The organism is Mesorhizobium sp. B2-3-4 (genome assembly GCF_006442315.1).
Taxonomy (GTDB): domain Bacteria; phylum Pseudomonadota; class Alphaproteobacteria; order Rhizobiales; family Rhizobiaceae; genus Mesorhizobium.
Window position 1 is genome coordinate 42,951 of the sequence record NZ_VFVY01000020.1, and the last position, 26,927, is coordinate 69,877.

The following is a 26,927-nucleotide window of genomic DNA, read 5'->3' on the forward strand; positions in this document are numbered from 1 at the left end:
TTCCCCCTGCGTCAGGCCTATTGCTTTGCCGCGCGCACGTATTTGTCCATCTTGCCGAGCGCTCCCCAGAGCCCAAGCGCCACCGAGATCGGCATCAATATCGGCGCCAGATTGGGTATGCCGGCCAGAAGTGGAATGAGGTGGCCCAAAGGCGAGGATTCCGGCCCTGCCCCAGCCGTCGTGGGGGTGAGCAGGCTGCTGGCCAGAGCGCCCAGAATCCCGAGCGCGGTCTTGCGTCCATCGAGCAGCTTTCCCAGCCATTGGCCGAATGCGGCGTTGACCGGTGTCAAGACGTTGGTGGCCGCGGAATCCGGCGGCAGGATGACGGGGTTACCGTCCAGCCCACCGGCCAGTTGGCGCAGCAGGGCGGCAAGCGCGGCGGCCGCCGCCACCGTTCCCGCTGCCGCCGGCGTCGTGGTGGTGGTTGTGGTTGCCGGCGTGGTCGTCGTCGTTGTGCCCGGCTGCAGCGCCGCCAACAGCGCCTGAATGATATCGCTCACTTTGTCCGTCACGACAGGATCCCCTTCTTCGCTAACGTTCGGCGTGGGTATCGGAAGCGTCTGTTCGCCGCCTTCCTCGAGCCAGCGCTCGGTTTCGAGCCGCAGCTTGTTGACGCGCCGGTTGAAGCCGTTCTTGAAATGCTCGTAATTCTTCAGCGAGTGCAGTTTCGCGTCATAGAGGTCGATGACATCGTTGACGAGATCGGGCAGCGGAACCGTCGGGATGGCGCCCAGCGTCTCGCCGCCGATGCCGCTGTCGACGGCCACCGAGGCGCCGTTCTGGTTCAGCGCGCGCTGCAGAAATTCCGCCGCCCTTCCCAGACCGGCATGGACGGCGACGTTGTAGACGGCGAGCGCGAGCGGGCCGGGCATCTGGCCGCAGGACGACTTCGACCAATACTGGGAGAAATAGATCTCCTTGGCTTCCTGATAGGACATGTTGGCGACATCGGCCTTGGTGACCGGCTTGCCGCGCCATGCGGCAAGCGTCTTGAAGGTGATGCCGAAATTGGTGGCGCCGCCCGAATCCTTCGGATCGTCGGAATAGCCGCCTTCGAACTCGCGCACGATCGCCTGCGCCCGCTCGAAATTGGCCCTGCCGCCATCGGCCGGCGGCGTCACGACCGGCGGTGTCACGGCTGGCTGCGTCACCGCCGGAGGCGTTACGGCCGGAGGCGTCACGGCAGGCTCACCGGTGAGCGGCGTACCCGTCGGCGGCTGCAGGCCCAGCGCGGCAAGCAGCAAGCTCAGAATATCGGGCGCCAGATCGGTTTCGTCGGGCAGATCCGGATTGCCGGTCGTCGCCTGATCGGCGGGGCCGCTCGGCATGGGCGCGGTGCCCCCGTCAGCGACGGTGGGAAGCGGCACGCCAAGAGCCGCGGCCGTGATTTCCCCGCAGACGCCATCGGCGGCACCGGCGCCGAACTGACGCCTCTGGAAAGCCACCAGCGCCATCAGCGACAGCCGTCCGAAGACACCGTCAGGCGTATCTTGCAGGTCGCCCTGCTTGACCAGTGCCTGCTGCACCTTCTTGGCAAGCGCTCCCGAGGAGCCGAAGCGCACGACCTGCTTCAGCGCCGCGTCCTGCACCTTGTCGACCGACGACAGTTCCTCGGCGGTGAAGAGCAGATAGACGAAGCGCGTCTGCTTGGTGCCGTAGGCGCTGTCGATGAAGGCGCGCCAGGGTCCGGTCTCCGGCGCCATGCCGCGCGCCGGCGACTGCGGCAGGCCGCAGACGACCTGGCAGCCGGCGCTGGAATAGCCCGTCTCGGGATTGTCGTAGTAGGCGCTATGGATATTGTCCCAGACGAAATCACCCGAACTCGAGCCGAAATCCAGTTTGTCCTGGAGATCGTAGTCCAGATTGTCGGCGGTGCGCCAGACCGGCTGGAAGGACGCCTGGCGGAAGGCCCTGTGGGCGCCCGGCTTGCCGGCCTTGTGCGTGCCCCGCTCATGCTCGAAGCGGCCAGGCATCAACAGATTAGTGCCCGAGCCGCCCTTGGCCTTGGCGTTCGTGATGTTGGGCAGCGATGGCACGGTCGAACCGGGAAACAGCGCCACTTCGCCGGTATCCGCGTTCCATTGCCCAAGAGTGCAGCGCATGTGGCGGAAATCGTAGGCGCTGAAATGCGCCGGCTGACTCTGCGCGAAAGTATTGTCAGAAGGATGATCTGGAGACAGGCCACGAATGCCAAAGAAAACGAGTCCCTTGGCAGGAACGGCATAGCCATTCCTCTTCGCAGCGCGAGCCAGCAAGCTCGCACTTATAGAAATGTCCGTCATTGGAGCCCCCCAATTCGGCAACTCCAAATCGTATTCTTATATTCCCTAATATGTCAAGCGACACTGATTCGTGGGCAATAGAAGACAAAGCGATCTCTTCTAAAAGGTATTTTATTAAACTTTCGGCAAATTCGGTGGCGCCGCGAAAGCAGCGCGCGGTGGCTTGTCAAGACAAGTTGCATCCCCGCTTCACGGAGATCTCAGGGGATAGTCCGGCGCCGTTCAGAACCGCGCCGAGAAACTGGCCTTGAAGGCATTCTCCATTGCCCCGGAGGCGAACTGGCCATCATAGACCAGGCCGAGCCGGCTCGACGGGCCAAGATTGAAGTCGACGCCCACCTGCAGCGCCAGCGCGTCGCGTGCGATCGGCACGCCCGTCACGGTGAAGGCGTCGCCGCCGGCGAAGGACAGGCTCGCCGCCGGCAGGTCGGCGAAGGCATGCCGCCAGCCGAGCGATGCCTTCACGTCCAGCGCCGAGGCGCCGAGCTCGAACGTCCGCGACAGCCGCGCACCGAGCGTGGTGAAGGTGGCGTCGTTGCGCAAACCGCCGGAGGACAGGGCCGCCTGCCCGCCATCTTCGCCGAAGCCGTCGGTCGACAGATGCACATAAGCAAGGCCTGCGAACGGCTCGATCTTTGTCGGGCCGAGATCGAAAGCGTGCGACGCCTCGCCGAACACCTGCACGGTGCTGGCGCCATAGCTGGTTTTCAGGTCATCGCTGAAGCCGGCGAAGGCCGGATTGCGCGCCGTGTCGATGTCGTGATGGCTGTAGCCGGCGCCGAACTTCAGCTGGACGCTGTCGATCATGCCCCCGCCATAGGCGGCCAGATGCACACTGGTGACGTCGGCCGACGAGGCCCGGTCGTCGATGTCGAGCGACGTGACGCTGATGCCGCCGAGAAAGCCGAGCATCCAGCCGTCGGCGATGGTCGTATCGATGCCGGCGAAGAAGGCGCCGGTGCTGGCATCGGCATCCACGGCATTGCCGTCGCCGTCGAGCGAACGGGCAAGGCCTGCGCCCTGCATCCAGAAACCCCGCGCGCCGGGCTCGGCAATCGCCGCACCGGCGCGCGCCAGCGCCGCGTCGCGCGGCAGCCGGCTGTCGTCGAGCAGCACGCCGGCGACAGTCGCGTGCACCTCGCCGGAAAGCTGGTCGAAGGCAAAGCGCGCGCTGTCGGCCGACAGCGGCGCGATGGCATTGTAGACGGGATTTCCAGCACCGAGCGCCTCGATGCCGCCGGCCGCCGCCTTCTGGTTCGGCGTTTGCGCCACCGACGAAAAGTCGACCGCGTTGCGGGTCAGCGTCAGCACGACATTGTTGCCGTCGTCGCCGGTATAGCTGACGTCGGGCGTCAGGAAGGCATAGACATGGGAAATGCTGGCGAACTGTCCTGTCACCGCGCCGGCGCCCTGGTTGTCGATGATGGTGTAGGTCTGGCTCGGCTGCCAGCCGGTGCCGGTCAGTTCGTGCAGGGCGAGCGTGCCGCCACTGACATCGACCGTGCCCGTCACCACCACCTTGTCGGCGCTTGCCGTGTCGACCTCGATGTCGAGCGTGCCGGCCAGCCTGTAATTGCCGTTGATGGTCTGGGTGCCGATCGAGGCGCCGGGCGCGTGATGTCCACCGGCCTGTATCGTCACCGTGCCGCCGGCGAGGCCGCCGATCGTGCCGTTGCCGCCGAGCGTGGCGCCGCTCGCCACCGTCAGATCGGCGGAACCCAGCGAGCCATCGACCTGCAAGGTGCCGGCATTGACCGTGGTGATGCCGAGATAGGTGTTAGCGCCCGACAGGATCAGCTTGCCGGTGCCGTCCTTGGTGAAGCTGCCCTTGGCCAGCGCGCCACTATCGGCAATGATGCCCGAAATCGTCTCGTCGAGATTGAGCGCGCCCGTCTTCAGCGTGTGCGCGCCGAGCGCGATGTCGCCCGCGCCGGAGACCGAGCCCAGCGACACGCAATTGCACGGTCCGGCCACATCGAAGGTCGAGATATCGAGCTTGCCGCCGCTCTGGTTGATGACCTTGGCGGTAGTCGAGGCATTGTCGCCCCGGAATGCGGTGGTGCCGCCGCTCTCGTTGGTGATGAGGGCGCTGCCCGCACTGCTGCCGGCCAGGAACACGGCCTTGCCATTGCCCTGGTTGGTGACGGTCGCGCTGCCGGCGCTCGACTGGTTGTCGAAGACGACAGAGCCGTTCTGGGTCGAGATCGAAAGGCTGCCGGCGCTGACCGCGCCGGCAAAGCGCAGGCTGGGCTTTAGCGTTGCCGCCGGCGCGCCCGTCACCGAAACCCCTCCGGTGCCAAGCGCGCCGTTGGCCGCCGCAACGAGCTCGCCTTCCTTGATCGTCGTGCCGCCCTGGTATGAATTGGCCGCCCCCAGCGTCAGCCGGCCGTCGCCGAGCTTGACGATGCTTCCCGTTCCGGAGATGCCGACATTGATGATGGCGTTGTTGACCGTCGCCGCCGGATCTGCGGCGACGATGATTTCGGTGGCCGCCGAATTGGTCACCAGGGCGCCACCGGCGCCCGCCGACAGCGTGTAGGTCCAGTCGGTCGGATGCGACACGAAGCGCAGGCCGGTGAAGGTCTGCGACCCGACCACGCTGACTGTTCCCGGCGTGCCCGCGAACACCGCTTTCTGGCTCGCCCAGGCGGCGTTGATGTCGCCGGCGGCGTTCGTCCAATTGGTCGAGGCGGCATCCCAGGTGCCGTTGCCGCCGCGCCCGTTGGCAACCGCGCCCGGAGCCATGTTGGCGCCGTCCCAATATTGTTCGCCCGCTCCGGTCGCGACCAGCAGGTTGACCACTCCGCCACCGCTCTGGATCGACCAGTCGCCCGGGTTGAAGCCCGGCGGAACGGTGCCGATGACGAGACCGTTGTTGGTGAAGCTGCCGCCATAATTGGCGATGCGGTAGGTGCCGTTGCCGAAGCCGCCGGCATCGCTCACCGAAAGCTTGCCGTCCAGCGTCAGCGCGCCGGTGACGTTGAAGAGCGGCGTGGTGCTGGCCGCGCCCAGCGAGACGTTGAGGTTCGACGTGTCGTTCAGCGCCAGCGAGCTCAATGTCAGCGTCTGCCCGGCAACGCCGACCAGCGTGCCGCCATTGGCGATCGTGGTGGCGCCGACCGTGCCGGTGCCGCCCAGCGCGCCGCCGGAATTGACCTGGAAGGCGCTCGACGCCATCGAGCCGTTGACGAGCAGCGTGCCGGCATTGACGTTGGTGGTTCCGGAAAACCCGCTGGTGCCGCTGGTGAGTGTCAGCGTTCCAGAACCCTGCTTGGTGAAGGTGCCGGTGCCCTCGATCCTGCCCTGATAGGTCGCGCTGGCCGACCCGCCCGCTGTAAACGTGCCGGTCCGGATTTCCACCCGGCCGAAGCCGGAGAAGTCGCCGACTGTCTGGTCGAAGCCGTTGAGGTCGAGGATACCGCCAGCGCCGATGATCGCCCCCGTCGTCACCAGCCGGTCGTTGCCGCCCAGGATCAGGCTGCCGAAGGTCAGCTTCGTGCCGCCCGTATAGGTCTGCACGCTGCTCAGCGTCAGCGTGCCGTTGCCTGACTTCTCGAAACTGCCCTCGCCCGAGATAACGCCGGAATAGGTGGGGGTGAGGTTGGAATAGAACAGCAGCCTGCTGTGGTTGACATAGTCGCCGTTCAGCGTGCCGTTGCCGAGGAAATTGCCGAGGTTCAGCTGTCCGCTGTTGATCGTGGTGCCGCCGCCATAGCTATTGGCCCCCGTCAGCGTCGACGTGCCGGTGCCGTTCTTGATCAACTGGCCGCTGCCGGAGATGACGCCGGCATAGCCGAGGCCGAAATCGCTGGAGCGGTCGATGATCAGCGTGCCACTGTTGGTGACATTGCCCGTAATGCCGCCCGTCGTGCCGCCATTGCCGAGTTGCAGCACGGCTCCCGACGAGATGGTGGTGACCGGCGTATAGGTGTTGTCAGCGGTGAAGATGGTGGTGCCGGCAATGATGTTGACGGCGCCGGGCCCGTTGCCGTCGAGCTTCGGCGCGAACACGTAATTGCTGGACGTATGGTTGAAATTCACCGCTTGCGGGGCGACGGCGGTGCTGACGAATATCGCCGTCGATGCCTCGAGCGTGCCTGGCGCCGCCGCCGGGCTGGCGGCTGCGGCTCCGATGTTGATCGTGCCCGAGGAGCCGGCGACACCGCCGATGCCGATGCCGCCGGTGCCACCGTTGACCCTGACGACGCCGCCGTCGGAGATGGTCAGCACGCCTTTGCCGGTCCCGCCGACGGTCAGTCCCTGCAGATCGCTGGGGCCGGAGCCAAGCGTGTCGCTGATCGTCCAGAGCGAGCCGGCTCCGGTCACGGTCACCGTATCCGAAGTTGCCGCCGTGGCATCGCTGGCGCTGGCGATGTTGGTGTAGCCGGTATTGAGCTTGCCCCCGCCCGACACCGTCACCGTCGCGGTCGAGTTGGTGGCGTTGCCGAGATAGAGCCTGTAGGGCGTGGTGAAGCTCGAGCCCGCGCCATCGACGGTGATCGCCGCCTTGGAATTGACGGTGTTGGCGATCCTGGCATCGCCGCTGAGGAAGCTGCTGGCGGTCGAATCGATCAGGAAACTGCCGCCGTTGAGAACGTTCAGCTCCGAGGTCTGGCTGGTCGAGCCCATCGCCAGCGGCACGTTGTTGTAGGCGCCGGTGAGCTTCCATTGCGATCCGGCGCCGGTGATCGTCACCTTGCCGTTGGTGATGCCGCCGGGCGGCGTGCTCAGTATAGGGTTGGCCGTGCTCGTCACTTGCCCGCCGGCGGAGATGAGCAGCGTACCGGTGCCGACCCCGCCCACGGACAGGTTCTCGGTCGTCCACCTGGCGCCGCCCGAAACCGTGGCGGTGCCGACGCCCGTGGCATTGCCGCCGACATAGCTGAGCTTGGTGGTGGCGGTGGCGTTGTCGAGGAGCTGGAAATCGCCCTTGCCGGTGACGCCGATGATGAAGGTGGCGATGCCGGGATTGTTCATCGTGAAATCGGAACCGCTGCCGGTGACGATCAGTTGGCCATCGGCCAGCGCGGAACTTTCGCCGATCATGACATTGCCGCTGGACAACAGCTTGCCCCCGGCCTCGGCGCGCACGCGGCCAACCGCGCCGGCGTCGGCCGAGATCGACAGGAAACTGTTCGTCCACTGCGAGCCGGCCCCGGTGATGGTGACGGTGCCGGAGGATGACGGATTGTTGGCAACGACACCGCCGGCGCTGGTGACCTTGCCGCCGCCCGAGATCGTCAGCGTGCCGGTGCCGTTGTTGCCGACCATGAGATAGTTGTTTGCCACCGACAGCGTGCCGGCGCCGGTGACGACAAGGGCGCCGTTCGATCCGGCCGCGTTGCCGATGATGACGGTCTTGGCCAGCGCCCCGGCGGAACTGATCGTGGCTGTGTTGGCGAGGCTGTCGATGACCAGGTCGTCGGCGGCCGTCGGCAGCGCGGGCGACGTCCAGTTTCCAGGCGTGAACCAGTTGTTGGAAATCGACCCGTTCCAGGTCAGCGAAGCGCCCAGCGCCAGCGTCGAGCTCGACACCAGCAACGCCGCGCCGGCCAGCACGAGCTTGGCACGGCGGCCTGTTGTCGGACGCATCTGTCTGTCCATTCGGTTCCTGTCCCCACGGCTCGCGGACCGCCCTTTACGGACAGCGCAACATCCCCTCGGGCGCGCCGGCCGGCGGCCCGTCCCGAAAAGCTAGAGGCGCATGAGCGTGGTCGATACCGGCAGTTAGGGACAGATACGGACAATTCGGGACATCGGGCGGCCCCGACCGCCCCGCAAACGATGCGCGAGGCATGATCCGGCCCCGTCCGCCCGTCGATCCGCGCCGCCGACCGAATCGGCGGTCATGGCGATCTGGCGGGGCGGCGGCCATTGTGGAACGATATCGCTCCCGCAACGTTTTATCGGGTTGGGAGGAACCTCATGAACGATGCGCCGGCAACACCCGTCGGCAGGCCGCTTTCGCCAGGCGAACTGGTTACCGTGATGTCGCATTTCCATCGCGCCGAGATCGCCCGCATGGCCGGCTGGCGCGACCGCCTCGATCGCACCAGCAACTGGGCGATCACGGTTGTCGCGGCGATGCTGTCGGTGTCGCTGTCGACGGCCAGCGCCCATCATGGCGTGCTGCTGTTCGCCATGCTGCTGGTGCTGCTTCTGTTGTGGATCGAGGCGCGCCGCTATCGCTTCTTCGATGTCTATCGCGCCCGCGTGCGCCAGTTCGAGCGTCACTATTTCGCGCAGATCTTCTCGCCGCAGCCCGATTTCGCCTCCGACTGGCTGCTTGTCGTCGGCGAGAGCCTGCGCACGCCGAAATTCCTGGTCTCGCAGCGCGTGGCGCTGGCCCGCCGCCTGCGCCGCAACTACCTGCACATGATGCTGATCCTGCTGCTCGCCTGGATCCTCAAACTGTCGACCCCGAGTCTGATCGACCAGGCCGTTCCGGCTGGCTTTGTCGGCACGTTGCGCGAGGCGGTCGCCGCGGCGGCGCTGGGTCCCATTCCGGGCATCGCCATCGTCGCCGGAGTGGCCCTCCTCTATGCCGGCCTGCTGGCCGCCGCCTTCCTGACCCCGGGCGACGACGGCGAACTCTCCTTCGGTGATGTCCATGTCTGAGATGGATTCCTCTTCGCCCTGAGTGACTGCAACGCAAACGTCGGCCGCGCGTTGTGATGGTCAGTCCGCAGCGGTGGGTTGAAGGGGCTCAATGATTCCATCGGCAACAAGGTCGAAGCTCGCGGCTGGCTTTTCACTGGCCATTCTCATTCTGGCGCCGGCAAGCCACGCGCTGGCGGCGCAGCCTTCCGGTCACGCCTCCGGCATGGGCGGCTCGGCCGAAGGCCTGTTCGTCGCCGAGATCGTGCTCCTGCTTCTGGTCGGGCGCGGCCTGGGCGAAGTCTTCCAGCGCTACGGCCAGCCGGCGATCATGGGCCAGTTGGTCGGCGGCATCCTGCTGGGGCCGTCGCTGTTCGGCTGGATCTGGCCCGATGCCCAGCACCTGATCTTTTCCACCGACCCGGCGCAGAAAAGCATGATCGATGCCGTCTCGCAGCTCGGCATCCTGCTGCTCCTGCTGCTCACCGGCATGGAAACGGATCTGCGCCTCGTGCGGCGGGTGGGCGCGGCCTGTTTTTCGATCTCCATCACCGGCGTCATCATACCCTTTGCCTGCGGTTTCGCGCTGGCGCAGTTCCTGCCCGACACCCTCCTGCCCGAGCCGGCCGAACGCATCGTCGCGGGGCTGTTCCTCGGCACCGCGCTGTCGATCTCCTCGGTCAAGATCGTCGCCATGGTGGTGCGCGAGATGAACTTCATGCGCCGTAATCTCGGCCAGATCATCGTCTCCTCCGCCATCATCGAGGACACGATCGGCTGGCTGATCATCGCCATCACCTTCGGCATCGCCACCAATGGCAGCCTGCAGGTGCTGCCATTGGTGCTGACGGTCGCCGAAGTGGCGCTGTTCATGGTGTTCTCCTTCACCATCGGCCGCCGCCTCGTGTTCACGCTGATCCGCTGGAGCAACGATTCCTTCCGCAGCGAGTATGCGGTCATATCGGTCATCCTGATCATCATGGGCGTGATGGCGCTGATCACCAATCTGATCGGCGTCCACACCGTGCTGGGTGCCTTCGTCGCCGGCATACTGGTGGGCGAATCGCCGATCCTGTCCGACCATATCGAGGGCCAGTTGCGCGGCGTCATCACCGCCCTCTTCATGCCTGTCTTCTTCGGCATGGCGGGCCTGTCCGCCGATCTCACCGTGCTTGCCGACCCGACGCTGGCCTTGCTGACCCTGGCTCTGGTGATGATCGCCAGCATCGGCAAGTTCTCGGGCGCTTTCCTCGGCGGCCGGCTCGCCGGCATGTCGCTGAAAGAGTCCACCGCCGTCGGCAGCGCCATGAACGCGCGCGGCTCGACCGAGGTCATCGTCGCCTCGATCGGCCTGTCGATGAACATCCTGTCCCACAATCTGTTCACGATGATCGTCACCATGGCCGTCATCACCACGCTGGCCATGCCGCCAATGCTGCGCTGGGCGCTCGGCCGGCTGCCGGTCGGCGATACCGAAAAGCAGCGCGTCGACCGCGAACTGCTCGACGAACGCGGCTTCGTCTCCAAGCTGGAGCGGCTGCTGCTTCTGGTCGACGACAGCCCGCCCGGCAAGTTCACCGCCTATCTTGCCGGGCTCGTCGGTGGCGGCAGCGGCATGCCGACCACGCTGCTCCACCTCGAGGGCGCCCGACTGTCAGGCACAGCCCGCGCCAGGGGTCCCGAGCGGACCTCGAAGGAAGTCAAGAAAGGGGCGGCCAGAAGCGCCAGGGCGGTCAGCAAGGCCGAGGATACGCCGGTGGAGAAAGTGCATCTGACGGCCCGTAGCGAGCTCGAAGCCACCGCCGAAACGATCGCCGAGGAAGCCCGCAAGGGCTATGGCCTGCTGCTGGTCGGCCTGGAGACCATGCTGACCGAGAAGGGATCGTTCACCGCCGCGGTCAACGATCTCACCAGCGGCTTCGACGGCCCGCTCTGTCTGGTGCTGAACGGCGCCGGATCCACCAGCAAGATGCCGGTGCTGCGCGCCGGCGCCACCATTCTGGTTCCCGTCAACGGCACCGAAGTAGCGCGGCGCGCGGCCGATTACGCGCTCGCTCTGGCCCGTCCCCACCGGGCGCGCGTAAAAGTCCTCTATGTCTCGCAGGCGCGCAAGGGCAGCCGGCCAAGCTCGGTTTCGCACCGCCGAGAGGAGGCCGTGCTCAAGGATGTCGCTGATCTCGCCGACCGCTATGGCGTCGCCGTCGAGACCGCGATCAGGACGCGCGCCACCCCCGACAAGGCGATCGCCAGGGAGGCAGCCAAGGGCGTGGCGATGGTGGTGATGGGCGTCACCCAGCGGCCTGGCGAAGAGCTGTTCTTCGGCGACACGGCGACCGCCGTGCTGGCCTCCGTAGCCTGCCCGGTCGTGCTTCTGGCCAGCGAGCGCGTCAAGCGCGCCGAGGCCGGCGCCGAGGAGGCGGCAGCCGAAATCAGTGCCTGACGCCTTCGGTCTAGAGGCCGAAGAACTGCCGCCCGATCATATATCCCAGCGCCGCCGCGACCAGCGGGAAAAGCGCCGGCGCCGCCTTGCTGAAGAAGGAAACCTTTGTGTCCTTGGGCGGCACATATCGTGCGTTGCCGAGATTCTTGGTCATGGTCCTACCCCACCACTTAATTAGTAAAGGCTGATTAACAGCAGGGCCACATTAACGGCTTGCAAAGAAATTCGGTCGAATCGCTGACTTTCAACGCCTCATTTCGAAGGAAAATCCACGGGCTGGGGAACCGAACGGCTTGTCCCGGGGTTGAGGCGGTCGGGGGCTTGCAGACGTGTCCACCATCTTGACGACATTGACGATTTGGGTGCCGCACCGGTCCCGGGCGAGGATTCCGCGCTGGCCGACGACACGCAAAGGCATCAACCGATCCCTGACGAACGAGGCGCCATGCAAACCGGTACAGCGACCATAGGCGATCGCCACCTCGCTTTCCTTTCGGGCGGCGGTGAGCTCGGCCGCCTCATCGCTGCTTTCGACTGGGCCGCGACCTCCATCGGGCCGATCGCCGGCTGGCCGCAGAGCCTGAAAACGGCGGTGTCGCTGATCCTGCGCTCGAATGTGCCGATCGTGATGCTGTGGGGCGAGGACGGCGTCATGATCTACAATGACGGCTATTCGCAATTCGCCGGCGGCCGTCACCCGCAATTGCTCGGCTCGAAAGTACGCGAGGGCTGGCCCGAGGTGGCCGACTTCAACGACAATATCATGAAAGTATGCCTGGGCGGCGGCACCCTCGCCTATCGCGAGCAGGTCCTGACGCTGAACCGCACCGGCAAGCCCGAACAGGTCTGGCTCGATCTCGACTATTCGCCGGTACTCGACGAAAGCGGCGAACCGGCTGGCGTCATCGCCATCGTCATCGAAACGACCGCCAAGGTCGCCGCCGAACGCTGGCGCGCCAGCGAGCGCGATCGACAGCGGCAGATGTTCGAACAGGCGCCGGGCTTCATGGCGATGCTGTCCGGTCCCCAGCATGTTTTCGAGCTGACCAATGCGGCCTACATGCAGCTCGTCGGCCACCGCGACGTGATCGGCCTGCCCGTCCGCCAGGCCTTGCCGGAGGTGGAAGGCCAGGGCTTCTTCGAACTGCTCGATCGGGTTTTCAACTCGGGCGAGGCCTTTGTCGGCTATACGCTGAAGGCCGAGCTGCAGCGCACGCCGGGCGGCGCGATCGAAGATCGCTTCATCGATCTCGTTTATCAGCCGGTGCGCAATCCGGGCGGGGACGTCATCGGCATCTTTGTCCAGGGCGTCGACGTCACCGACCGGCTGATCGCCGAGAGCGCGTTGCGCCAAAGCGAGGCGCAATTCCGCACGTTCGCCGAGTCAATGCCCAACCATGTCTGGACCGCGACGCCCGACGGACTGCTCGACTGGTTCAACCCGCGCGTCTACCTCTATTCGGGCAGCCCTCCAGGAACGCTCGACGGCGACGCCTGGGCCGGCATCGTCCACCCGGACGACATTGCTTCGACCGCCGAAAAATGGCGCGGGGCATTGGCCGAAGGCGCTTTCTACGAGACCGAGTTCAGGCTTCGCCGACACGACGGCGACTATCGCTGGTTCATCGTGCGTGCCGTCCCCATTCGCGATGCCGATGGCGCCATTCTGCGCTGGATCGGGACCAACACCGATATTGACGACCAGAAGCAGGTGGCGCAGGCCCTGCTGCAGAGCGAGCGCCGCCTGCAGCTGTCGCAAAACGCGGCAGGCATCGCGGCGCTCGAACTCGATATCGCCACCGGTATCGTGGTCGGCTCCGAGGGCTTCTGGGAACTCTGGGGGCTGTCACCGCGCGACAGCGTGCACATCTCGGTATTGGAAAGCATCGTCATTTCCGACGACAAGGACGTCCGTTCCAATCAGGAGACACGTGAGAAAGGCACCGCCGTGCCCGCTGTCGAATACCGCATCCGGCGGCCCGACACCGGCGAGTTGCGCTGGCTGTCGCGCCACATCGATTTCGTCCATGACGAGACCGGCAAACCGATCAAGATGTTCGGCGTCATGCAGGATGTGACCGACCGCCGCGAGGCGCAGGCGCGGCAGGAACTGCTGACCCATGAACTCGAACACCGCATCAAGAACATCCTGGCGATGGTGGCGGCCATCGCGTCGCAAACCTTGCGCAACACCGATATCTCGACGGCGAGCGCCACCTTCAACGAGCGCTTGCGCGCGCTTGCCAACGCGCACGACATCCTGAACCAGACGCGCTGGACAAGCGCCTCGATCCGCGAGGTGGTCGACAACACCATGGCCACCTTCCCGCTCGAGCAGATATCGATCTCCGGCCCGGCGCTGCCGATCAACCCAAAGATGGCGCTGACGCTGGCGCTCGCCGTCAACGAGCTCGCCACCAACGCGCTGAAATATGGCGCGCTGTCGACGCCGGGCGGCAGAGTGACGATTGAGTGGGCGCTGCATCCGGCGCAGGAGACATCGGGCGCAGCCCGGCTGATCTGGCGCTGGCGCGAGCAAGGCGGCCCGCCCGTGACACCACCGACCCGGCGCGGCTTCGGCCGGTTCCTGATCGAGCGCGTGCTCGGCACGGATTTCGGCGGATCGGTCCAGATCGATTATCGTCCCGATGGCGTTGAATGCGTGCTGGATGCGCCGGCGCCGCAATTGCCGACAGCGCGCTATTGACCAGGTAAGCTTGCAATGAACATTCAGCCCGCCGCCACCGTCCTCGTCGTCGAAGACGAAGCGTTCCTGTTGTTCTCCATCGCCGACGAATTGCGCGAGGCCGGATATCACGTGCTGGAGGCCAGCAATGCCGACCAGGCGATCGAGCTGCTGGAGACCCGGGGAGACATCGCCATACTGTTCACCGATATCGACATGCCCGGTTCCATGGATGGGCTGCGTCTGTCGGCCGCCGTGCGCGACCGCTGGCCGCCGGTCAAGATCATCATCACATCCGGCAAGCAGCAGCCGGCCCGCGACGCGATGCCGAGCGGCGGCGTCTTCCTGCCCAAGCCCTATGCGCCGGCGGCGGTTGCAGCGACCATCCAGGGGTTGCTGCACTAGTTCGCTACTCCGAGACAGAGCAACCCGAAGGGCTGCTTTGCACTCCAGCTGTGCGCAAGAGCTGTCCTTAAGCGCCCCGGAACCATCCTTTCGTCATCTGAAGCTATTGAAGCTACTCCGAGCCACGAATTTCCAACGGCGACGCCTGAGCTTGGAACAGGTCGATCGGACAGGGAGAGAATACCCAAACGCATGTGCCATAGGCCGTAACGAAAGAGATCATCAGGGCGGTCAAGACGGATAAACGGTGCATGATAGCGTTGGGCCTCTTTGTTGCAGACCCGTGCACAACCCACTGCAACCTGATCGGTTCTCCATAAAATATTTACCTTGTTGGAATGGTTTACGAATAGTTTCGAAGGCTGGCTGAGGCCAACCTCCACCAACTGTAGCGGCGATAGGTCTGGCCTACGCGACGGTCGGCTACGGCCTACTTATCGCTGTTTTCGAACGCCCCGATACCCTGCGCGATGAGGTTGGTGGCCATCACCAGCGAGATGATGGCGGCCGAGTTGAACACCACCACCCACCATTTGCCGCCGGTGAGGAAGCCGTAGCCGTCGGCGATCGCCAGCCCCCAGTCGGCCGAGGGCGGCTGGATGCCGAGGCCGAGGAAGGAGAGCGTCGCGATCGAAAAGAAGGCGTAGCCGAGCCGGGTGATGAGTTCGATCAGGATGGTCTCCCTGACATTGGGCAGGATTTCCAGGAACATTATCGCTAGCCGTCCCTCGCCGGCGAGCCGCGCGGCGCTGACATAGTCGCGCTCGCGCTGTTCGCGCGCGGCGGTGCGCACGGTGCGCGCCACCAGCGGCGCATAGGCAAGGCCGATCACCGCGATGACGGTGAGGTTGGACGGGCCGATCGCCACCAGGGCCATCGTCACCAGCACGATGAAGGGCAGCGACATGACCGCGTCGAGCAGCCTTGCGCCGATGGCGTCGACCAGGCCGCCTGACGTGCCGAGCACCAGGCCGATGACGCTGCCGGTGGCCACCCCCGCCAATGTCGCCAGCGGCGCCACCAGCAGGATATCGCGCGAGCCGACGATGATGCGCGAGAACACGTCGCGGCCGAGCTGGTCGGTGCCGAACCAGTGCACCGCGTCGGGCGGCGTCATCATCGACAGGAAATCCTCGGCATAGGGATCGAACGGCACGAATTGCGGGCCGAGCAGCGCGCAGGCGACCCAGAACAGAAGCACCGCCGAGCCGATCGCCGCCGACGGCGCCACACCGGGCAAGGAGCCGCGCAACCTGCCGATCCAGGAAAGCCTGATGTCGCCGCGCATCGGAGATTGCGCCAGGTCGGTCATGGCGCGCTCCGGCGCCGCAGGCGTGGGTCGAGCAGCGCCTGCAGGAGATCGCCGAGCGCTGCCGTCGACACGAAGATCGCAGCCATCACCAGCACGCCGGCTTCGAGCATCGGGAAGTCGCGCGCCTTGGCCGCGGTCAGCACCAGATTGCCGAGGCCCTGTATGCCGAACAGCGCTTCGATCACCACCAGCCCACCGAGCAGGAAGCCGCTTTGCGTGGCGATGACCGCCACCGTCGGCACCAGCGCGTTGCGCAGCACATGCTTGAACAGCACTTGCGCGGGGCTGAGCCCCTTGAGGATGGCGGTGCGGGTGTAATCGGCGGCGCGTGCCTCGATCACCCCTGCCCGGGTCATGCGCGCGACATAGCCGATGAGGTTCAGGACCAGCGGCAAGGCCGGCAGGATGAGATAATAGCCGGTCGTCCATAAGCCGGCGCCTTGCGGCGCTGCACCCGTGATCGGAAACCAGGCCAGCCACAGGCCGAACACCATCAGCAGCAAAAGGCCGGAGACGAAATCGGGCACGATCGAGAGCGATACGCCGGTGAGCACGATTGCCCGGTCGACAACGCTCCCCGAACGCAGGCCGGCAGCGACGCCGGCGCCGATGCCGATCGGCACCAGGAACAGCAGCACGACACCGGCAAGGGCTGCGGAGTTCCTGATGCTTTCCAGCACGAACGGCGCCACCGGCGCGCGCATCGACAGCGACTCGCCGAAATCCCCCGCCATCGCCCTGGCCAGCCAGTGCCAGTACTGGGTCAGGACAGGCTGGTCGGTGCCGAGCTTGCGGTTGAGCTCGGCCACCGCCTGAGCATCGGCGAAAGGGCCGAGCATGACGCGGCCGACATCGCCGGGCAGCACCTGCCCGGCGAGGAAGACCAGCGCGCTGACCAGCCACAACGTCAGAAGCAGCGAAGCCCCGCGCGCCGCGAGCGGCCGCACGATCGCCATCGAGGCGAGGCCGCTCACACGAACGACACCTTGTCGAGCAGCAGATGCGAGATGGCGGTGAAGCGCACGCCCTCGACCTTGGATGAGACGATGCGGCTGTACTGCGAGAAATAGCCGATGATCAGCGGCGTCTCGTCGAGCAGCAAGGCCTGGATCTTGCCCGCCGCCAGCCTCTGCGCCTTGAGGTCGCGTGCCTTGCCGTAGTCGATCAGCAGCGCGTCATAGTCGGGATTGTTGAAATGCGCCGCGTTCCAGGCGCCCGAACTTTTCAGCGTCGCGTTGAGGAAGATGTCGGGCGTGCCGCGATGGCCGAAATCGGTGATGCCGAGATTGGAGTCCAGCCAGGGCGAGGAGCCGAACGTCGCCGAGCCGTAATAGGCATCCTGCGGCAGCACGTTGAGCTTGATGTCGATGCCGGCCTTCTTGGCGAAGTTCTGGATGATGACGGCATAGTCGGGAATGTCGTAGGCGCGCTCGGTGGTCAGCGTCACCTGGAACCCGTTGGGCACGCCAGCCTCGCCGAGCAGACGCTTGGCCTCCTCGATATCCTGCTTGCGCTGCGGCACCGCCGGATCGGCCGACGGGAAGATCGGCGCGAAGGGCGTGTCGTTGCCGACGATGGCGCGGCCCTTGAGCAGGCCCTTCACCACCGCCTCGCGGTCGATCGTCAGCGCCAGCGCGCGGCGCACGCGCTTGTCGGTGAACGGCGCCTGGTCGGTCCTCAGATGCACCTGGTCGTGCGAGCTTGCCTGGACGCTGAGCAGCTTGAAGTTGGGGTTGCCCTCGATCGCCAGCTCCAGGCGCGTCGTGCTCGGGATGACATCGAGCTGGCCCGCCTGCAGCGCCAGCACCTGCGCCTGCTCGTCGTCGAAGAACTTGATCTCGACCCGGTCGGGCAGCGCCTTGTCGCCCCAATAATCGGCATTGCGCACGAAGCTGGCGCCCTGCTTGGGGCGGAAGCTATCGAACTTGAACGGCCCGGTGCCGATGAAGGTCTTTTCGAAGTCGCCTGCATAGTCGGCCGGCAGGATGACGGCGTTAAACACGTCGGACGAGACATAGAACGGGAAATTGCTGTTGGGCTGGTCGAGGTCGAAGGCGACTGTTTCATCGTCGACCAGCTTGGCGCCGCCTTTCGACAGAATGCCCTTGTAGGCCGACAACGCCCCCGAGCCGGTCGCCGGATCGACCAGCCGCTCGAAGGTCGCGACCACATCCTTGGCGGTGACGGCGCGGCCGTCGTGGAATTTCACGCCGGGCCTGAGCTTGAAGGTCCAGCGCCTGGCCGTCTCATCGGCTTCCCAGGACAAAGCGAGCTTCGGCTGCAGCCCGTCCTTGGGGTCGTCGAGGATGAGATATTCGCCGACCTGGCTGATGACCCCGATGCTGGCGGGGTCGGTGACCGTCACCGGGTCGATCGCCTTGGTCGGTTGTCCGAGCCCGACGCGCACCGTGCCGCCACTGTTCGCAGCGCGGGCGCCCGACGTGAACAGCCCCTGCGAGGCGGCAAGGCCGGTGAGGCCGAGCAGTGCGGCGTATTTCAGGAGGTCGCGGCGTTTGAGGAAGCCTTGCGCGTATTCATCCACCGCGACATTCCAGATGTCGCCGGATTGATTGCGCAGAAGATCGATGTCGGAACGCTTTGTCATTGTCTGTCTCGCTTGAAAGGGAAGATGGAGAAAACCGTCGTCAGGCCGGCTGGCCGTCGAGATGGATGCGGTCGATCGCCTGCGGATAGAAGGCGATCAGGCCCCTGATTTTTGAAACTTCGTCGACCGGCTCGCGATAACTCCAGGCGATGTCGGGGCGAACCGAACCGTCCTTGAGAACACCCGACCAGTAGGAGGCGATGCCCTTGTAGGGACATCGCGTCGCGGAGTTGGACGGCGTCAGCCGCTCCAGCCTGATATCCTCGGGCGGCAAATAGAACCGCGTCGGCAGATGGGTTTCGAACAGAAGCACCGGGCGATGGCTGTCGGCGACGATCTCGCCGTCGAACCAGACCTGGACATGGCTTGCGCTTTGCAGCACGTCGATGCGCGCATAGGGATCGCGGGCATGGACGAAGACCTCCTCTTCCTCCTCGAACCACTGGTCGACCGCCTTCCAGGTGAAGGCGATGCGGCCGGCGAGCGGCGCCAGGTTCTCATCCGGCGGTGCCGTGAACGACCAGGCGGCGTTGGCGGCGCGCCTGTCGCCGCTGTCGATGTCCCAATAGGCGGTCTCGCCGCCGACCGCGTGCGGCTCGCGATGCGCCGACGGCTTCAGCACCGACGCATCGACCTGGGATGGCGGGAAGAAATAGATCGGCAGGAAGTGGTTGGAGCGCAGCACCAGCACATTGCGGCTGTCGGCGATGGTGCGGCCTCCGAATTTGACGCGGATGCGCTTGGGGCTGTGGAGCACATTGACGAGGCGCGGAGTGGTGGCTTCGCGGGGCTGGAGGTTCGGCGCGGCGGTCATGGTCGGGTCCTCAGGATACGGCGCGCGCATTGGCGCGCTGCTCGGCGAAGCGGTTGGCGGGGCGGGCGAGGCCGAAGCGGTCGCGCAGCGTGCCCGGCGCGTACTCGACCGGGACCAGGCCACGCCGCTGCAGCTCCGGAACCACCTGTTCGGCGAAATTCACCCAGTCTTCCGGCAGCAGCGGGAACATCAGGTTGAAGCCGTCGCAGGCGCCCGAGACGAACCAGTCTTCGAGCTGGTCGGCGATCTGCTTTGGCGTGCCGGCCACCGTCGGCACCGAGCCGCTGTTGGCGAGCTTGCGGGCGATGTCGCGCAGGCTGAGATTCTGCTGCGACCATTGCTTGACCCGGTTGAGCGAGGTGCGCCCGCCATTGAAGGTGCTTTCGTCCGGCAACGGCGGCAGCGGCCCGTCCGGCGGATAGGCGGACAGGTCGATGCCGCTCCAGCTCGACAACAGGTCGATGCCGACCTGGTCGGGCAGCAGCGTCTGCAGATAGGCCTGCTTGTCGCGCCCTTCCGCTTCGGAGGCGGCGACGATGGGCAGGATGCCGGGCAGAATCTTGAAGCTCTCCGGCCGCCTGCCATGGCGCGCCAGCCGCTCGTTGATGTCCTGCCGGTATCTGATCCCGTCCTCGCGCGTCGAGAAGATGGCGAAATGCACGTCGGCCTGCGCGGTGGCGAAATTCTTGCCGTCCTCGGACGAGCCGGCCTGCACGATCAGCGGATGGCCCTGCGGCGGCCGCGACACGTTGAGCGGCCCGCGCACCTTGAAATGCTTGCCCTTGTGGTCGATCGGGTGGACCTTGTCGGGGTCGGCGAAATAGCCCGTCTGCTTGTCGATGAGGAGCGCCTCGTCCTCCCAGCTGTCCCACAGCGCCTTGACGATATCGAGGAACTCGCCGGCGCGCTCATAGCGGAAGGCGTGCTCGATATTGCCGTCGCGGCCGAAATTACGCGCCTCCTCGTCCATCGCCGAGGTGACGACGTTCCACGACGCCCTGCCGCCGCTGATATGGTCGAGCGAGGCGAACTGGCGCGCGATGTTGTAGGGCTCGCTGTAGGAGCTCGACGCCGTGGCGATCAGCCCGATATGCCGGGTGGCGCCGGCCAGCGCCGACAAGAGCGTCAACGGTTCGAGCCGCGCATTGGCATAGTGGGCGACGCCGCTCTTCACCGAATCCCAGATCGAGACGTGGTCGGCGACGAAGATGGTGTCGATGCGCGCCCGCTCCGCCGCCTGCACCAGGTCACGGTAATAGTCGAAGCCGAGCACCTCGCGCCCCGGCGCGCGGGGATGGCGCCAGGCCATGCGATGGTCGCCCTGCGGGTTGAAGAAGAACGCGCTGAGGATGAGGTGCGACATCTCTGGTTTCCTTGCCTTCGGGTGACCGAAATCCGCAGCGCGACGGCGTCTGGCCGTGCCCCGAAAATCGTCCTGTCCTCAAGAAGCTAGATTGCGTCCGAGCTTAATTCGAGTAATTTTATAGAGATTGTTTCATATGAAAGCGGAAGCGATTGCCTCCAATCGCGCCGCGCGCGCAAAAAGTGGTTTCGGGTCACCCATGTCGTCAGTTCTGCCATCCTCGTCGTCGGTTCTGAACGTCGAGCATCTATCGGTTTCCTACGCCGGCGCCGGGCGCATCCATCGCGCGGTCGATGACATCTCGCTGGCGATCGGCCAGGGCGAAGCGCTCGGCCTGGTCGGCGAATCCGGCTCCGGCAAGAGCTCGGTGGCGCTGGCCGTGCTTCGCTATCTGCCGAGACACGCCCGCGTCGAGGCCGCACAGCTCGCCTTCGAGAACCGCGAGATCCGCGACCTCTCGGCCGTCGAGCTGCGCCGGCTGCGCGGCGACCGCATCGCCGCCGTCTACCAGCATCCGGGTTCGGCGCTGAACCCGAGTATGACCATTGGCGGCCAGATCGCCGAGACCCTGCTGCGCCATCGCGCGATGCACCGCGACGACGCGCAGGCGCGCGCCGAACAACTGCTCGGCCGCGTGCGCGTCGCCAACCCCGAGCGCGTGCTGCGGCTCTATCCGCACGAATTGTCGGGCGGCATGCAGCAGCGCGCCAACATCGCCATTGCGATAGCGCTCGACCCGGCGCTGCTGGTGATGGACGAGCCGACCACCGCGCTCGACGCCAGCGTCCAGTCCGAGATCATCGCCATCCTCGACGATCTGCGCCGCGAGCACCGCACCTCGATCCTTTTGATCAGCCACGACATCAATCTGATCCGCCGCTCCTGCGACCGCGTCTCGGTGATGCAGGCCGGCGCGATCGTCGAAACCGGTATGTCGGAAGACGTCTTCGACAATCCGCGCCACGCCTATACGCGCGCGCTGGTCGCCGCGATCCCGACACTGACCCGCACCAAGCGCGACGGCAGGCTGGCCGAGGATGCCGGCCCCATGGACCTCACTTCGGATGCGCCTGCCGGCGAGAGCGAGGACAACGCCCTGCCCGCGTCGCGGCGCGAGATCGCCCTCTCCTGCCGCGGGATAAAACAATCCTTCGGCGGCCAGCCGGTGCTGCACGGCATCGACCTCGACATCGCCGCCGGCGAGACCTTCGGGCTGATCGGCGAATCCGGCTCCGGCAAATCGACTCTGGCGCGCATCGTCACCGGACTGCAGCCGCCGGCGGCGGGCAGCGTCGAACTGTTCGGCAAGGCGGTCGCGCCGCTCGTCGAGCGCCGACAGCCGGTCGAGCGCCGCGACGTGCAGATGGTGTTCCAGTCGCCCGACCGCACGCTGAACCCGCGCCAGCGCATCGGCCGCATCCTTGGCCGCCCGCTGCGGCGGCTGGCCGGCCTGCCGCGCCGCGCCGTGCCGCAGCGCGTGGGCGACCTGCTGGCCTCGGTCCGGCTTGCCCGCACGACGGCGGAACAGAAGCCCGGCACACTGTCGGGCGGCCAGCGCCAGCGCACGGCGATTGCCCGCGCCTTCGCCGGCCTGCCGCGGCTGGTGGTGCTCGACGAGCCGACCTCGGCGCTCGACGTCTCGGTGCAGGCGACCGTGCTCAACCTGCTCAACGATCTTCAGAAAACGAAAGATACCGCCTATCTCTTCATCAGCCATGATCTGCGCGTCGTGCGCTACATGGCCGACCGCATCGGCGTGATCTATCGCGGCCGCCTGGTCGAGACCGGCACCTCCGACCAGATTTTTGCCGGTCCCAACCACCCCTACACGCAGATGCTGCTGGCCGCGTCTTCCAATGAGGCGCCGGCCGCGACAACGGCCGAAGCACAAGCCGTCATCGAAGACGGTCCTCGCGGCTGCGCCTTCGCCGGCCGCTGCCCGCTGGCCGATGCCGGCTGCCTCGAGGCGGAGCCCGTGGCGCGCGAGGTTGAAGCCGGCCATGTCATCGCCTGCTGGAAACGTGCCGGCTGAGGCGGGCCCTATCCGCCGAGACAAGGCCGGTGCACCGGCGATTTGAGCGGCTCGATGCCGAGCGTTAAATCCGGCAGACCGCCATGACGAAGAACTCGCGGTAGCAGAAATCGGGATCGTCGAGCAGGCGATCCGGCCGCTGCGTCAGCTCCCGCCAATAGGCCTGGTCCGCGTCAGGCAAGGCATAACCGGGCGCGACGCTGGCAAAATAGGCCAGGAGGTCGCGAACATAGTCGCGCGTGAAGCCAGGCGCGGGCGCCCAGCGCTCTACCAGCCAGCCCTTGCGGCTGACGACCTCGAGGCCCGCCTGCCGCAGACGCGCCGGCAGCGTCGAACCGCAATCGGTGCCGAGCACGCCCCGGTCGCGAAACCCCTGCAGCCTGGCGGCCATGAAGCGCGCCAAAAGGGCCCGCTCCATGGGCAGTATCTGCAGGATGGTCGAATCGAAATCCTTGACGGCGAAGATGCCGCCCGGCTTCAGCACGCGCCTGGCTTCGCCGACGGCAAGCTCGAACTCGGCCGGCGTCAGATACTGCATGACATTGCCGGACCAGACGCAATCGAACGATGCGTCGGCGAAGGGCAGCGACAGGATGCTGCCGACTTCAGTGGCAATTTCCGGCGGCTCGGGCAGCGTGCCCGCCAGCGCCTCGACCCGGCCGATATTTTCAGGCGCGAGGTCGAGCGCGGCGATAAAGCCGGATGGGCCGACGGCCCTGGCGATGAGCGGCAGGAAGCCGCCGCTGCCGCACCCGGCGTCGAGCACGCGCCAGCCCGGGTGGATACCGGCGTCGAGCAAGGCCGCCTCGTATTCGGGCCGCGACGATTCGAAATGAAGATCGAGCCAGCCGGCCTCGCTCGCTTCGTGACCGGTGGACGTTTGGTTCCTGCCAGACAAAGAATGACCCCCCATGGCGCGACGGGATAGAGCAATTCCAGGAAAAGTGTGAGCGGTTTTCCGTCCGGAATTGCGTCAAAAACAAAGGGATAGAAGCGTACCCGACGGCATCGCGCAATGCCCTGGCGAAACAGCGCTGAGCCGGCGCCGGTCTAAGCCGGCAGGGAGCTATTGCGCGCGGCCGAACCGGCCATGGCATCGCCTGCTGGAAGCGTGCCGGCTGATCACGGCTGAAGACAAGCCGCCCCTGCTTCGGCTAGAGTTTCGCTGGAAACCGGGCGAAGGAGCATCGCGATGAGCAAAGCCAATCCAACGCCGGCCGGGCAGCCACGGCCTCTCGCCGAGATCGCCAGCTATCACGCCCATATCTATTTCGGCGACGCCGCCCAGCGCCGACACGCCGAATGGCTGCGCCAGCGCATCGGCGAACGCTTCCGCGTGCGCCTCGGCAGTTGGCGCGACGAGCCGGTCGGCCCGCATGAGCAGGCCATGTACCAGGTCTCCTTCGCCACCGAAATCTTCGCCACGCTGGTGCCCTGGCTGATGCTGAACCATGGCGGCCTGAGCATCCTCGTCCACCCCAACACCACCAACCCCAAGCGCGACCACACGGTCGACCCGATCTGGATCGGCCGGTCGCTCGGCGTGCACGGCGAGGTGCTGGGCGAGGAGGACGAGGCGGAAGAGGCGCTGGAGGTGAACACGCAGCCGACGCTGGAGGCGTGAGGGCGCGCGGACCCGCGATGAGGGCCTCGCGCGCAGCGGCGGTTCGATGATCCCCTGGGAAATGACAAGATGAACAATTCCGCCGAAACCTTGCCCTATCTGTCGGCCGCACTGCTCGACCACCTGTCGATCCCCACGGCCGACTTGGTGGACGAGATCGAACGCCAGATATCAGGCCAGCGGCGCGGCGAGGTCTGGTGCGCGCCGAAGGCCGTCGTGCAGCCCGGCGACGACCGCTACATCATGGCGACGCTCGGCGTTGCCTCGACGCCGCCGGTGCTGGCGACGAAATCGCTGGTCGTCAATCCGCGCAATGCCGGGCGCGGGCTGCCGACGCTGAATTCGCTGATCACGCTGCTCGACGCCGAAACCGGCCTGCCGCTCGCCCTGGTCGACGGCAATTGGGTGACGGAGAAACGCACGGCTGCCTTGAGCGCCGTCGCCGCCAGGCGCATGGCCGCAAGCGACGCATCGTCGCTCGCCTTCATCGGCTGCGGCGTTCAGGCGCGTGGCCACCTCGAAGTCTTCGCCGACCTCTTCCCCTTGCGCGAAATCCGCGCCTTCGGCCGCGGCGCCGCCAACCGCGACGCGCTGTGCGAGATGGCGCGTGCGCGGGGGCTGGAAGCCATCCCCTGCGACACGCCGAGGCAAGCGCTGGAAGGCGCCGACATGGTGGTGACGTCGGTGACCCTGGTGCCCAGGCCCACGCCCTTCCTCGACGCCAACTGGCTGAAATCAGGAAGCTTCACCGTGATGACCGACCAGGCCCTGCCCTGGCTGGCCGAAACCATGACCCGCTTCGACCGCATCATCGTCGACGATCTGGAGCAGGAGAAGACCATGGCCAGGCCCATGATCGACCCCGCCACGGCCGCCGGCGATTTGACGGGGCTGGTGTGCGGGGATTTTGCCGGGCGGGAGAACGCACATGAGACGACGGCGTTCGTGTTCCGGGGGCTGGCCGTGGGGGACCTGGCGGTGGCGGGGCTGGTGTATCAAAGGGCGAAGATGGCAGGGGTGGTCGCCGCCTAGCAATGCCGCTGCCGTGGGCGGGACCGATCCCCAGGCCCGCCCTTGCCCGCCGCGGCTATTCCTGCCAGTTGCCGTTCCGCCACGCGATGAGCTTGTCGAGCCAGCCGGCGAAGCGTTTCCAGCAGACGTCGCTGGCGATCAGCCGGGCCGGCTCGTAGTTCGTCGCGACGATGACCTCGAAGACCAGGCTTCGTGGCTTTGCCACGTCCGGAACGGGCAAGTTCAGATAACCGAAATAGAGCGTGACGATCTCCTTGCCCGCCTCCTGCATCTCCTCCAGGAAACGCAGGCATTTGTCGCAGGCAACCAGCGACGGCGTGAGAAGCACAAGCGCGATCTGGTCGAAGTCATCGTCGGCCGCCGTCACCGGGACGCTGGCATCGGGGTGGTAGATGCGCACCCTTTCCATCCAGAACTGCCGCATCTGGCGCGCGATCATGGTGTCGGCGCCGCTGGTGACGAGCAGGATCTTGCGCGGCGGCCTGGTCACTCCGGTCCGCGGCACCGTCGCGATGCGGGTTTGCCGGCCCTCAGTACCAGCACTCGGTGCTCTGCACGGGACTGCACCCCTTGTAGAGTTCGACACCGCCCGCGACCTCCGCGAAGTGGTAGTTGGGCAGAAGACTGCAATCGCCCATATAGGCGCGCCGTGCCGGCAAGGTGTAGCGCTTTTCCTGATAGCCCGGCACGTAGGACGCGTCGAAATTGACGATCACGAACCATTTGGAATCGTCGGGATCGTTGATGTCCCCTTCGGCCTGCATGCCCGCGATCGTCGGCCGGAACGAGTATCCCGGCGTGATGTTCTCGACACTGAGCGCGCCGTCGTCGACGCAATTCTCGAAGTTCTCGTCGCACACCTTCGCGCTGAAATTCACCTGCCCCGTCTTGCCCGCGATTCCGGCGATACAGACCCCCCGGATGATCGTATCCGCGCGCGACACGCCAACCGACATCGCCAAGGCCGCCACGACCAAAGGCACAGTTCTCGAAAATAGCATTTATTAATCCCCATAAGCCCGAGGCCAGCTAAGCATTGGTTCGGTTAGAACTCAACCGGGGGGGATTTGGGGGCGGCCCCGAAAGTGTGGTGACGTGGGTACGCTCGAAATACGCCGGCTGCGATGATATCTGGCGCAAGCCCGCAAGCTTCACCATGACGACCGACAGGCCCTGCCATGGCTGGCCGAAACGGTGCCTTGCTGCGACCGCGTCATCGTCTCCGTTTCCGCGAAACGGTGAAACGCTCTAAGAAATGGACAGGATCTCGAGTTCGCGCGGCCCCAGCTGGACAACATCGCCAACGGCCTTGCCGATCAGCGCTATGGCGACCGGCGACCCATGTGAGATGGACGCTCGGGACGGGTCGGCCTCATCCTCGCCGACGATACGGAAGGTCTGGGTGCGGCCATCGTCCCGCGCGAATGTAACGGTATGCCCGAAGGCGATCACATCATGGGACGTCGGCACCGGCATGAGCCGAGCCGTCCGGACGCGTTCGGCATAATAGGAGACATCGCGAACCGGAACCGCCGACTGCCGCCGCCTCTCATTGACATCCTCCAGCACGCTGGCCGCCTCCAGCGCCTGCCGGGCGCGCGCCAGCTCATCATGCAACATCTTGAGCCCCGCCTCGGTGACGAGGTTGATCCGATCGGAGACAGGCCGAGCCGGCAGGATGGTCTCCGATGCCGCCTCCGCACTTTCCTCCTTGGCAAAGGCTACGCTCAATGGG

Annotated in this window: 19 protein-coding genes; 7 read left to right on the forward strand and 12 right to left on the reverse strand. The window is 65.9% G+C overall.

Annotated features, from left to right (window positions below):
• Window positions 1–17: 17 nt before the first annotated feature.
• Together FJ967_RS25640 and FJ967_RS25645 are read right to left on the reverse strand one after the other, a co-directional pair.
• The gene (locus FJ967_RS25640; protein ID WP_181176141.1) at window positions 18–2,102 is read right to left on the reverse strand and encodes a glycosyl hydrolase 108 family protein; all 2,085 of its coding nucleotides are present in this window, start codon (window positions 2,100–2,102) and stop codon (window positions 18–20) included.
• A gap of 402 nt (window positions 2,103–2,504) precedes the next feature.
• Window positions 2,505–7,874 (reverse strand): autotransporter domain-containing protein, encoded by a 5,370-nt coding sequence (locus tag FJ967_RS25645; protein WP_181176142.1) that lies wholly within the window; start codon window positions 7,872–7,874, stop codon window positions 2,505–2,507.
• Between the two features lie 333 nt (window positions 7,875–8,207).
• Between FJ967_RS25645 and FJ967_RS25650 the strand changes: the two genes are divergently transcribed.
• Both FJ967_RS25650 and FJ967_RS25655 read left to right on the forward strand, forming a co-directional pair.
• A complete protein-coding gene (locus tag FJ967_RS25650; RefSeq protein ID WP_140735044.1) occupies window positions 8,208–8,900 on the forward strand; it encodes a DUF2270 domain-containing protein in 693 nt (230 codons plus the stop codon).
• Window positions 8,901–8,991: 91 nt separating this feature from the next.
• Entirely contained in the window at window positions 8,992–11,319 is a 2,328-nt protein-coding gene (locus FJ967_RS25655) for a cation:proton antiporter (RefSeq protein WP_246675384.1), read from the forward strand.
• A gap of 10 nt (window positions 11,320–11,329) precedes the next feature.
• On the opposite strand, the gene FJ967_RS33520 is transcribed toward FJ967_RS25655, so the two are convergent.
• Complete coding sequence (locus FJ967_RS33520) at window positions 11,330–11,473, reverse strand: hypothetical protein (protein WP_080511828.1); 144 nt, start codon at window positions 11,471–11,473, stop codon at window positions 11,330–11,332.
• A gap of 291 nt (window positions 11,474–11,764) precedes the next feature.
• Between FJ967_RS33520 and FJ967_RS25660 the strand changes: the two genes are divergently transcribed.
• A complete protein-coding gene (locus FJ967_RS25660) occupies window positions 11,765–14,026 on the forward strand; it encodes a PAS domain S-box protein (protein WP_140735046.1) in 2,262 nt (753 codons plus the stop codon).
• 15 nt (window positions 14,027–14,041) lie between these two features.
• Complete coding sequence (locus FJ967_RS25665) at window positions 14,042–14,410, forward strand: response regulator (RefSeq protein WP_140735048.1); 369 nt, start codon at window positions 14,042–14,044, stop codon at window positions 14,408–14,410.
• 430 nt (window positions 14,411–14,840) lie between these two features.
• Here FJ967_RS25665 and FJ967_RS25670 read toward each other — a convergent pair whose 3' ends face one another.
• From FJ967_RS25670 to FJ967_RS25690, 5 genes are read right to left on the reverse strand one after another with little or no spacing between them, the layout of a single operon-like run.
• The gene (locus FJ967_RS25670) at window positions 14,841–15,722 is read right to left on the reverse strand and encodes an ABC transporter permease (RefSeq protein ID WP_140735050.1); all 882 of its coding nucleotides are present in this window, start codon (window positions 15,720–15,722) and stop codon (window positions 14,841–14,843) included.
• Window positions 15,719–16,678 carry an ABC transporter permease gene (locus FJ967_RS25675; RefSeq protein WP_140735204.1) on the reverse strand — a complete coding sequence of 320 codons (960 nt, stop codon included), beginning with the start codon at window positions 16,676–16,678 and terminating at the stop codon, window positions 15,719–15,721. Before FJ967_RS25675 ends, FJ967_RS25670 begins: the two co-directional genes overlap by 4 nt.
• Before the next feature lie 14 nt (window positions 16,679–16,692).
• Window positions 16,693–18,327 carry an ABC transporter substrate-binding protein gene (locus FJ967_RS25680; RefSeq protein ID WP_140735052.1) on the reverse strand — a complete coding sequence of 545 codons (1,635 nt, stop codon included), beginning with the start codon at window positions 18,325–18,327 and terminating at the stop codon, window positions 16,693–16,695.
• Between the two features lie 40 nt (window positions 18,328–18,367).
• Window positions 18,368–19,141 carry a DUF427 domain-containing protein gene (locus FJ967_RS25685; protein ID WP_140735054.1) on the reverse strand — a complete coding sequence of 258 codons (774 nt, stop codon included), beginning with the start codon at window positions 19,139–19,141 and terminating at the stop codon, window positions 18,368–18,370.
• A 10-nt stretch (window positions 19,142–19,151) separates the two neighbouring features.
• Entirely contained in the window at window positions 19,152–20,504 is a 1,353-nt protein-coding gene (locus FJ967_RS25690) for an LLM class flavin-dependent oxidoreductase (RefSeq protein ID WP_140735056.1), read from the reverse strand.
• Window positions 20,505–20,703: 199 nt separating this feature from the next.
• Here FJ967_RS25690 and FJ967_RS25695 point away from each other — a divergent pair, with 199 nt between their 5' ends.
• Window positions 20,704–22,536, forward strand: a complete 1,833-nt coding sequence (locus FJ967_RS25695) for an ABC transporter ATP-binding protein (protein ID WP_140735058.1) — start codon at window positions 20,704–20,706, stop codon at window positions 22,534–22,536.
• Window positions 22,537–22,600: 64 nt separating this feature from the next.
• Here the strand turns inward: FJ967_RS25695 and FJ967_RS25700 are convergent, their stop codons facing one another.
• Entirely contained in the window at window positions 22,601–23,434 is an 834-nt protein-coding gene (locus FJ967_RS25700; protein WP_246675385.1) for a class I SAM-dependent methyltransferase, read from the reverse strand.
• 294 nt (window positions 23,435–23,728) lie between these two features.
• On the opposite strand from FJ967_RS25700, the gene FJ967_RS25705 reads away from it, so the two are divergent.
• Entirely contained in the window at window positions 23,729–24,160 is a 432-nt protein-coding gene (locus tag FJ967_RS25705) for a DOPA 4,5-dioxygenase family protein (protein WP_140735061.1), read from the forward strand.
• 69 nt (window positions 24,161–24,229) lie between these two features.
• Window positions 24,230–25,192, forward strand: a complete 963-nt coding sequence (locus FJ967_RS25710; RefSeq protein WP_140735063.1) for an ornithine cyclodeaminase family protein — start codon at window positions 24,230–24,232, stop codon at window positions 25,190–25,192.
• 55 nt (window positions 25,193–25,247) lie between these two features.
• Here FJ967_RS25710 and FJ967_RS25715 read toward each other — a convergent pair whose 3' ends face one another.
• From FJ967_RS25715 to greA, 3 genes are all read right to left on the reverse strand, one after another.
• The gene (locus FJ967_RS25715; RefSeq protein WP_140735065.1) at window positions 25,248–25,682 is read right to left on the reverse strand and encodes a hypothetical protein; all 435 of its coding nucleotides are present in this window, start codon (window positions 25,680–25,682) and stop codon (window positions 25,248–25,250) included.
• A gap of 40 nt (window positions 25,683–25,722) precedes the next feature.
• Complete coding sequence (locus tag FJ967_RS25720) at window positions 25,723–26,193, reverse strand: hypothetical protein (RefSeq protein ID WP_140735067.1); 471 nt, start codon at window positions 26,191–26,193, stop codon at window positions 25,723–25,725.
• Window positions 26,194–26,440: 247 nt separating this feature from the next.
• On the reverse strand, window positions 26,441–26,923 hold the full coding sequence (greA, locus tag FJ967_RS25725) for a transcription elongation factor GreA (protein WP_140735069.1): 483 nt from the start codon (window positions 26,921–26,923) through the stop codon (window positions 26,441–26,443).
• Window positions 26,924–26,927: the final 4 nt, after the last annotated feature.

Bases quoted from the DNA above. Each gene is read 5' to 3' on its own strand.
- FJ967_RS25640 (WP_181176141.1), bottom strand. From the start codon at position 2,102: ATGCGCTGCACTCTTGGGCAATGGAACGCGGATACCGGCGAAGTGGCG.
- FJ967_RS25645 (WP_181176142.1), bottom strand. From the start codon at position 7,874: ATGCGTCCGACAACAGGCCGCCGTGCCAAGCTCGTGCTGGCCGGCGCG.
- FJ967_RS25650 (WP_140735044.1), top strand. From the start codon at position 8,208: ATGAACGATGCGCCGGCAACACCCGTCGGCAGGCCGCTTTCGCCAGGC.
- FJ967_RS25655 (WP_246675384.1), top strand. From the start codon at position 8,992: ATGATTCCATCGGCAACAAGGTCGAAGCTCGCGGCTGGCTTTTCACTG.
- FJ967_RS33520 (WP_080511828.1), bottom strand. From the start codon at position 11,473: ATGACCAAGAATCTCGGCAACGCACGATATGTGCCGCCCAAGGACACA.
- FJ967_RS25660 (WP_140735046.1), top strand. From the start codon at position 11,765: ATGCAAACCGGTACAGCGACCATAGGCGATCGCCACCTCGCTTTCCTT.
- FJ967_RS25665 (WP_140735048.1), top strand. From the start codon at position 14,042: ATGAACATTCAGCCCGCCGCCACCGTCCTCGTCGTCGAAGACGAAGCG.
- FJ967_RS25670 (WP_140735050.1), bottom strand. From the start codon at position 15,722: ATGACCGACCTGGCGCAATCTCCGATGCGCGGCGACATCAGGCTTTCC.
- FJ967_RS25675 (WP_140735204.1), bottom strand. From the start codon at position 16,678: ATGGCGATCGTGCGGCCGCTCGCGGCGCGCGGGGCTTCGCTGCTTCTG.
- FJ967_RS25680 (WP_140735052.1), bottom strand. From the start codon at position 18,327: ATGACAAAGCGTTCCGACATCGATCTTCTGCGCAATCAATCCGGCGAC.
- FJ967_RS25685 (WP_140735054.1), bottom strand. From the start codon at position 19,141: ATGACCGCCGCGCCGAACCTCCAGCCCCGCGAAGCCACCACTCCGCGC.
- FJ967_RS25690 (WP_140735056.1), bottom strand. From the start codon at position 20,504: ATGTCGCACCTCATCCTCAGCGCGTTCTTCTTCAACCCGCAGGGCGAC.
- FJ967_RS25695 (WP_140735058.1), top strand. From the start codon at position 20,704: ATGTCGTCAGTTCTGCCATCCTCGTCGTCGGTTCTGAACGTCGAGCAT.
- FJ967_RS25705 (WP_140735061.1), top strand. From the start codon at position 23,729: ATGAGCAAAGCCAATCCAACGCCGGCCGGGCAGCCACGGCCTCTCGCC.
- FJ967_RS25710 (WP_140735063.1), top strand. From the start codon at position 24,230: ATGAACAATTCCGCCGAAACCTTGCCCTATCTGTCGGCCGCACTGCTC.
- FJ967_RS25720 (WP_140735067.1), bottom strand. From the start codon at position 26,193: ATGCTATTTTCGAGAACTGTGCCTTTGGTCGTGGCGGCCTTGGCGATG.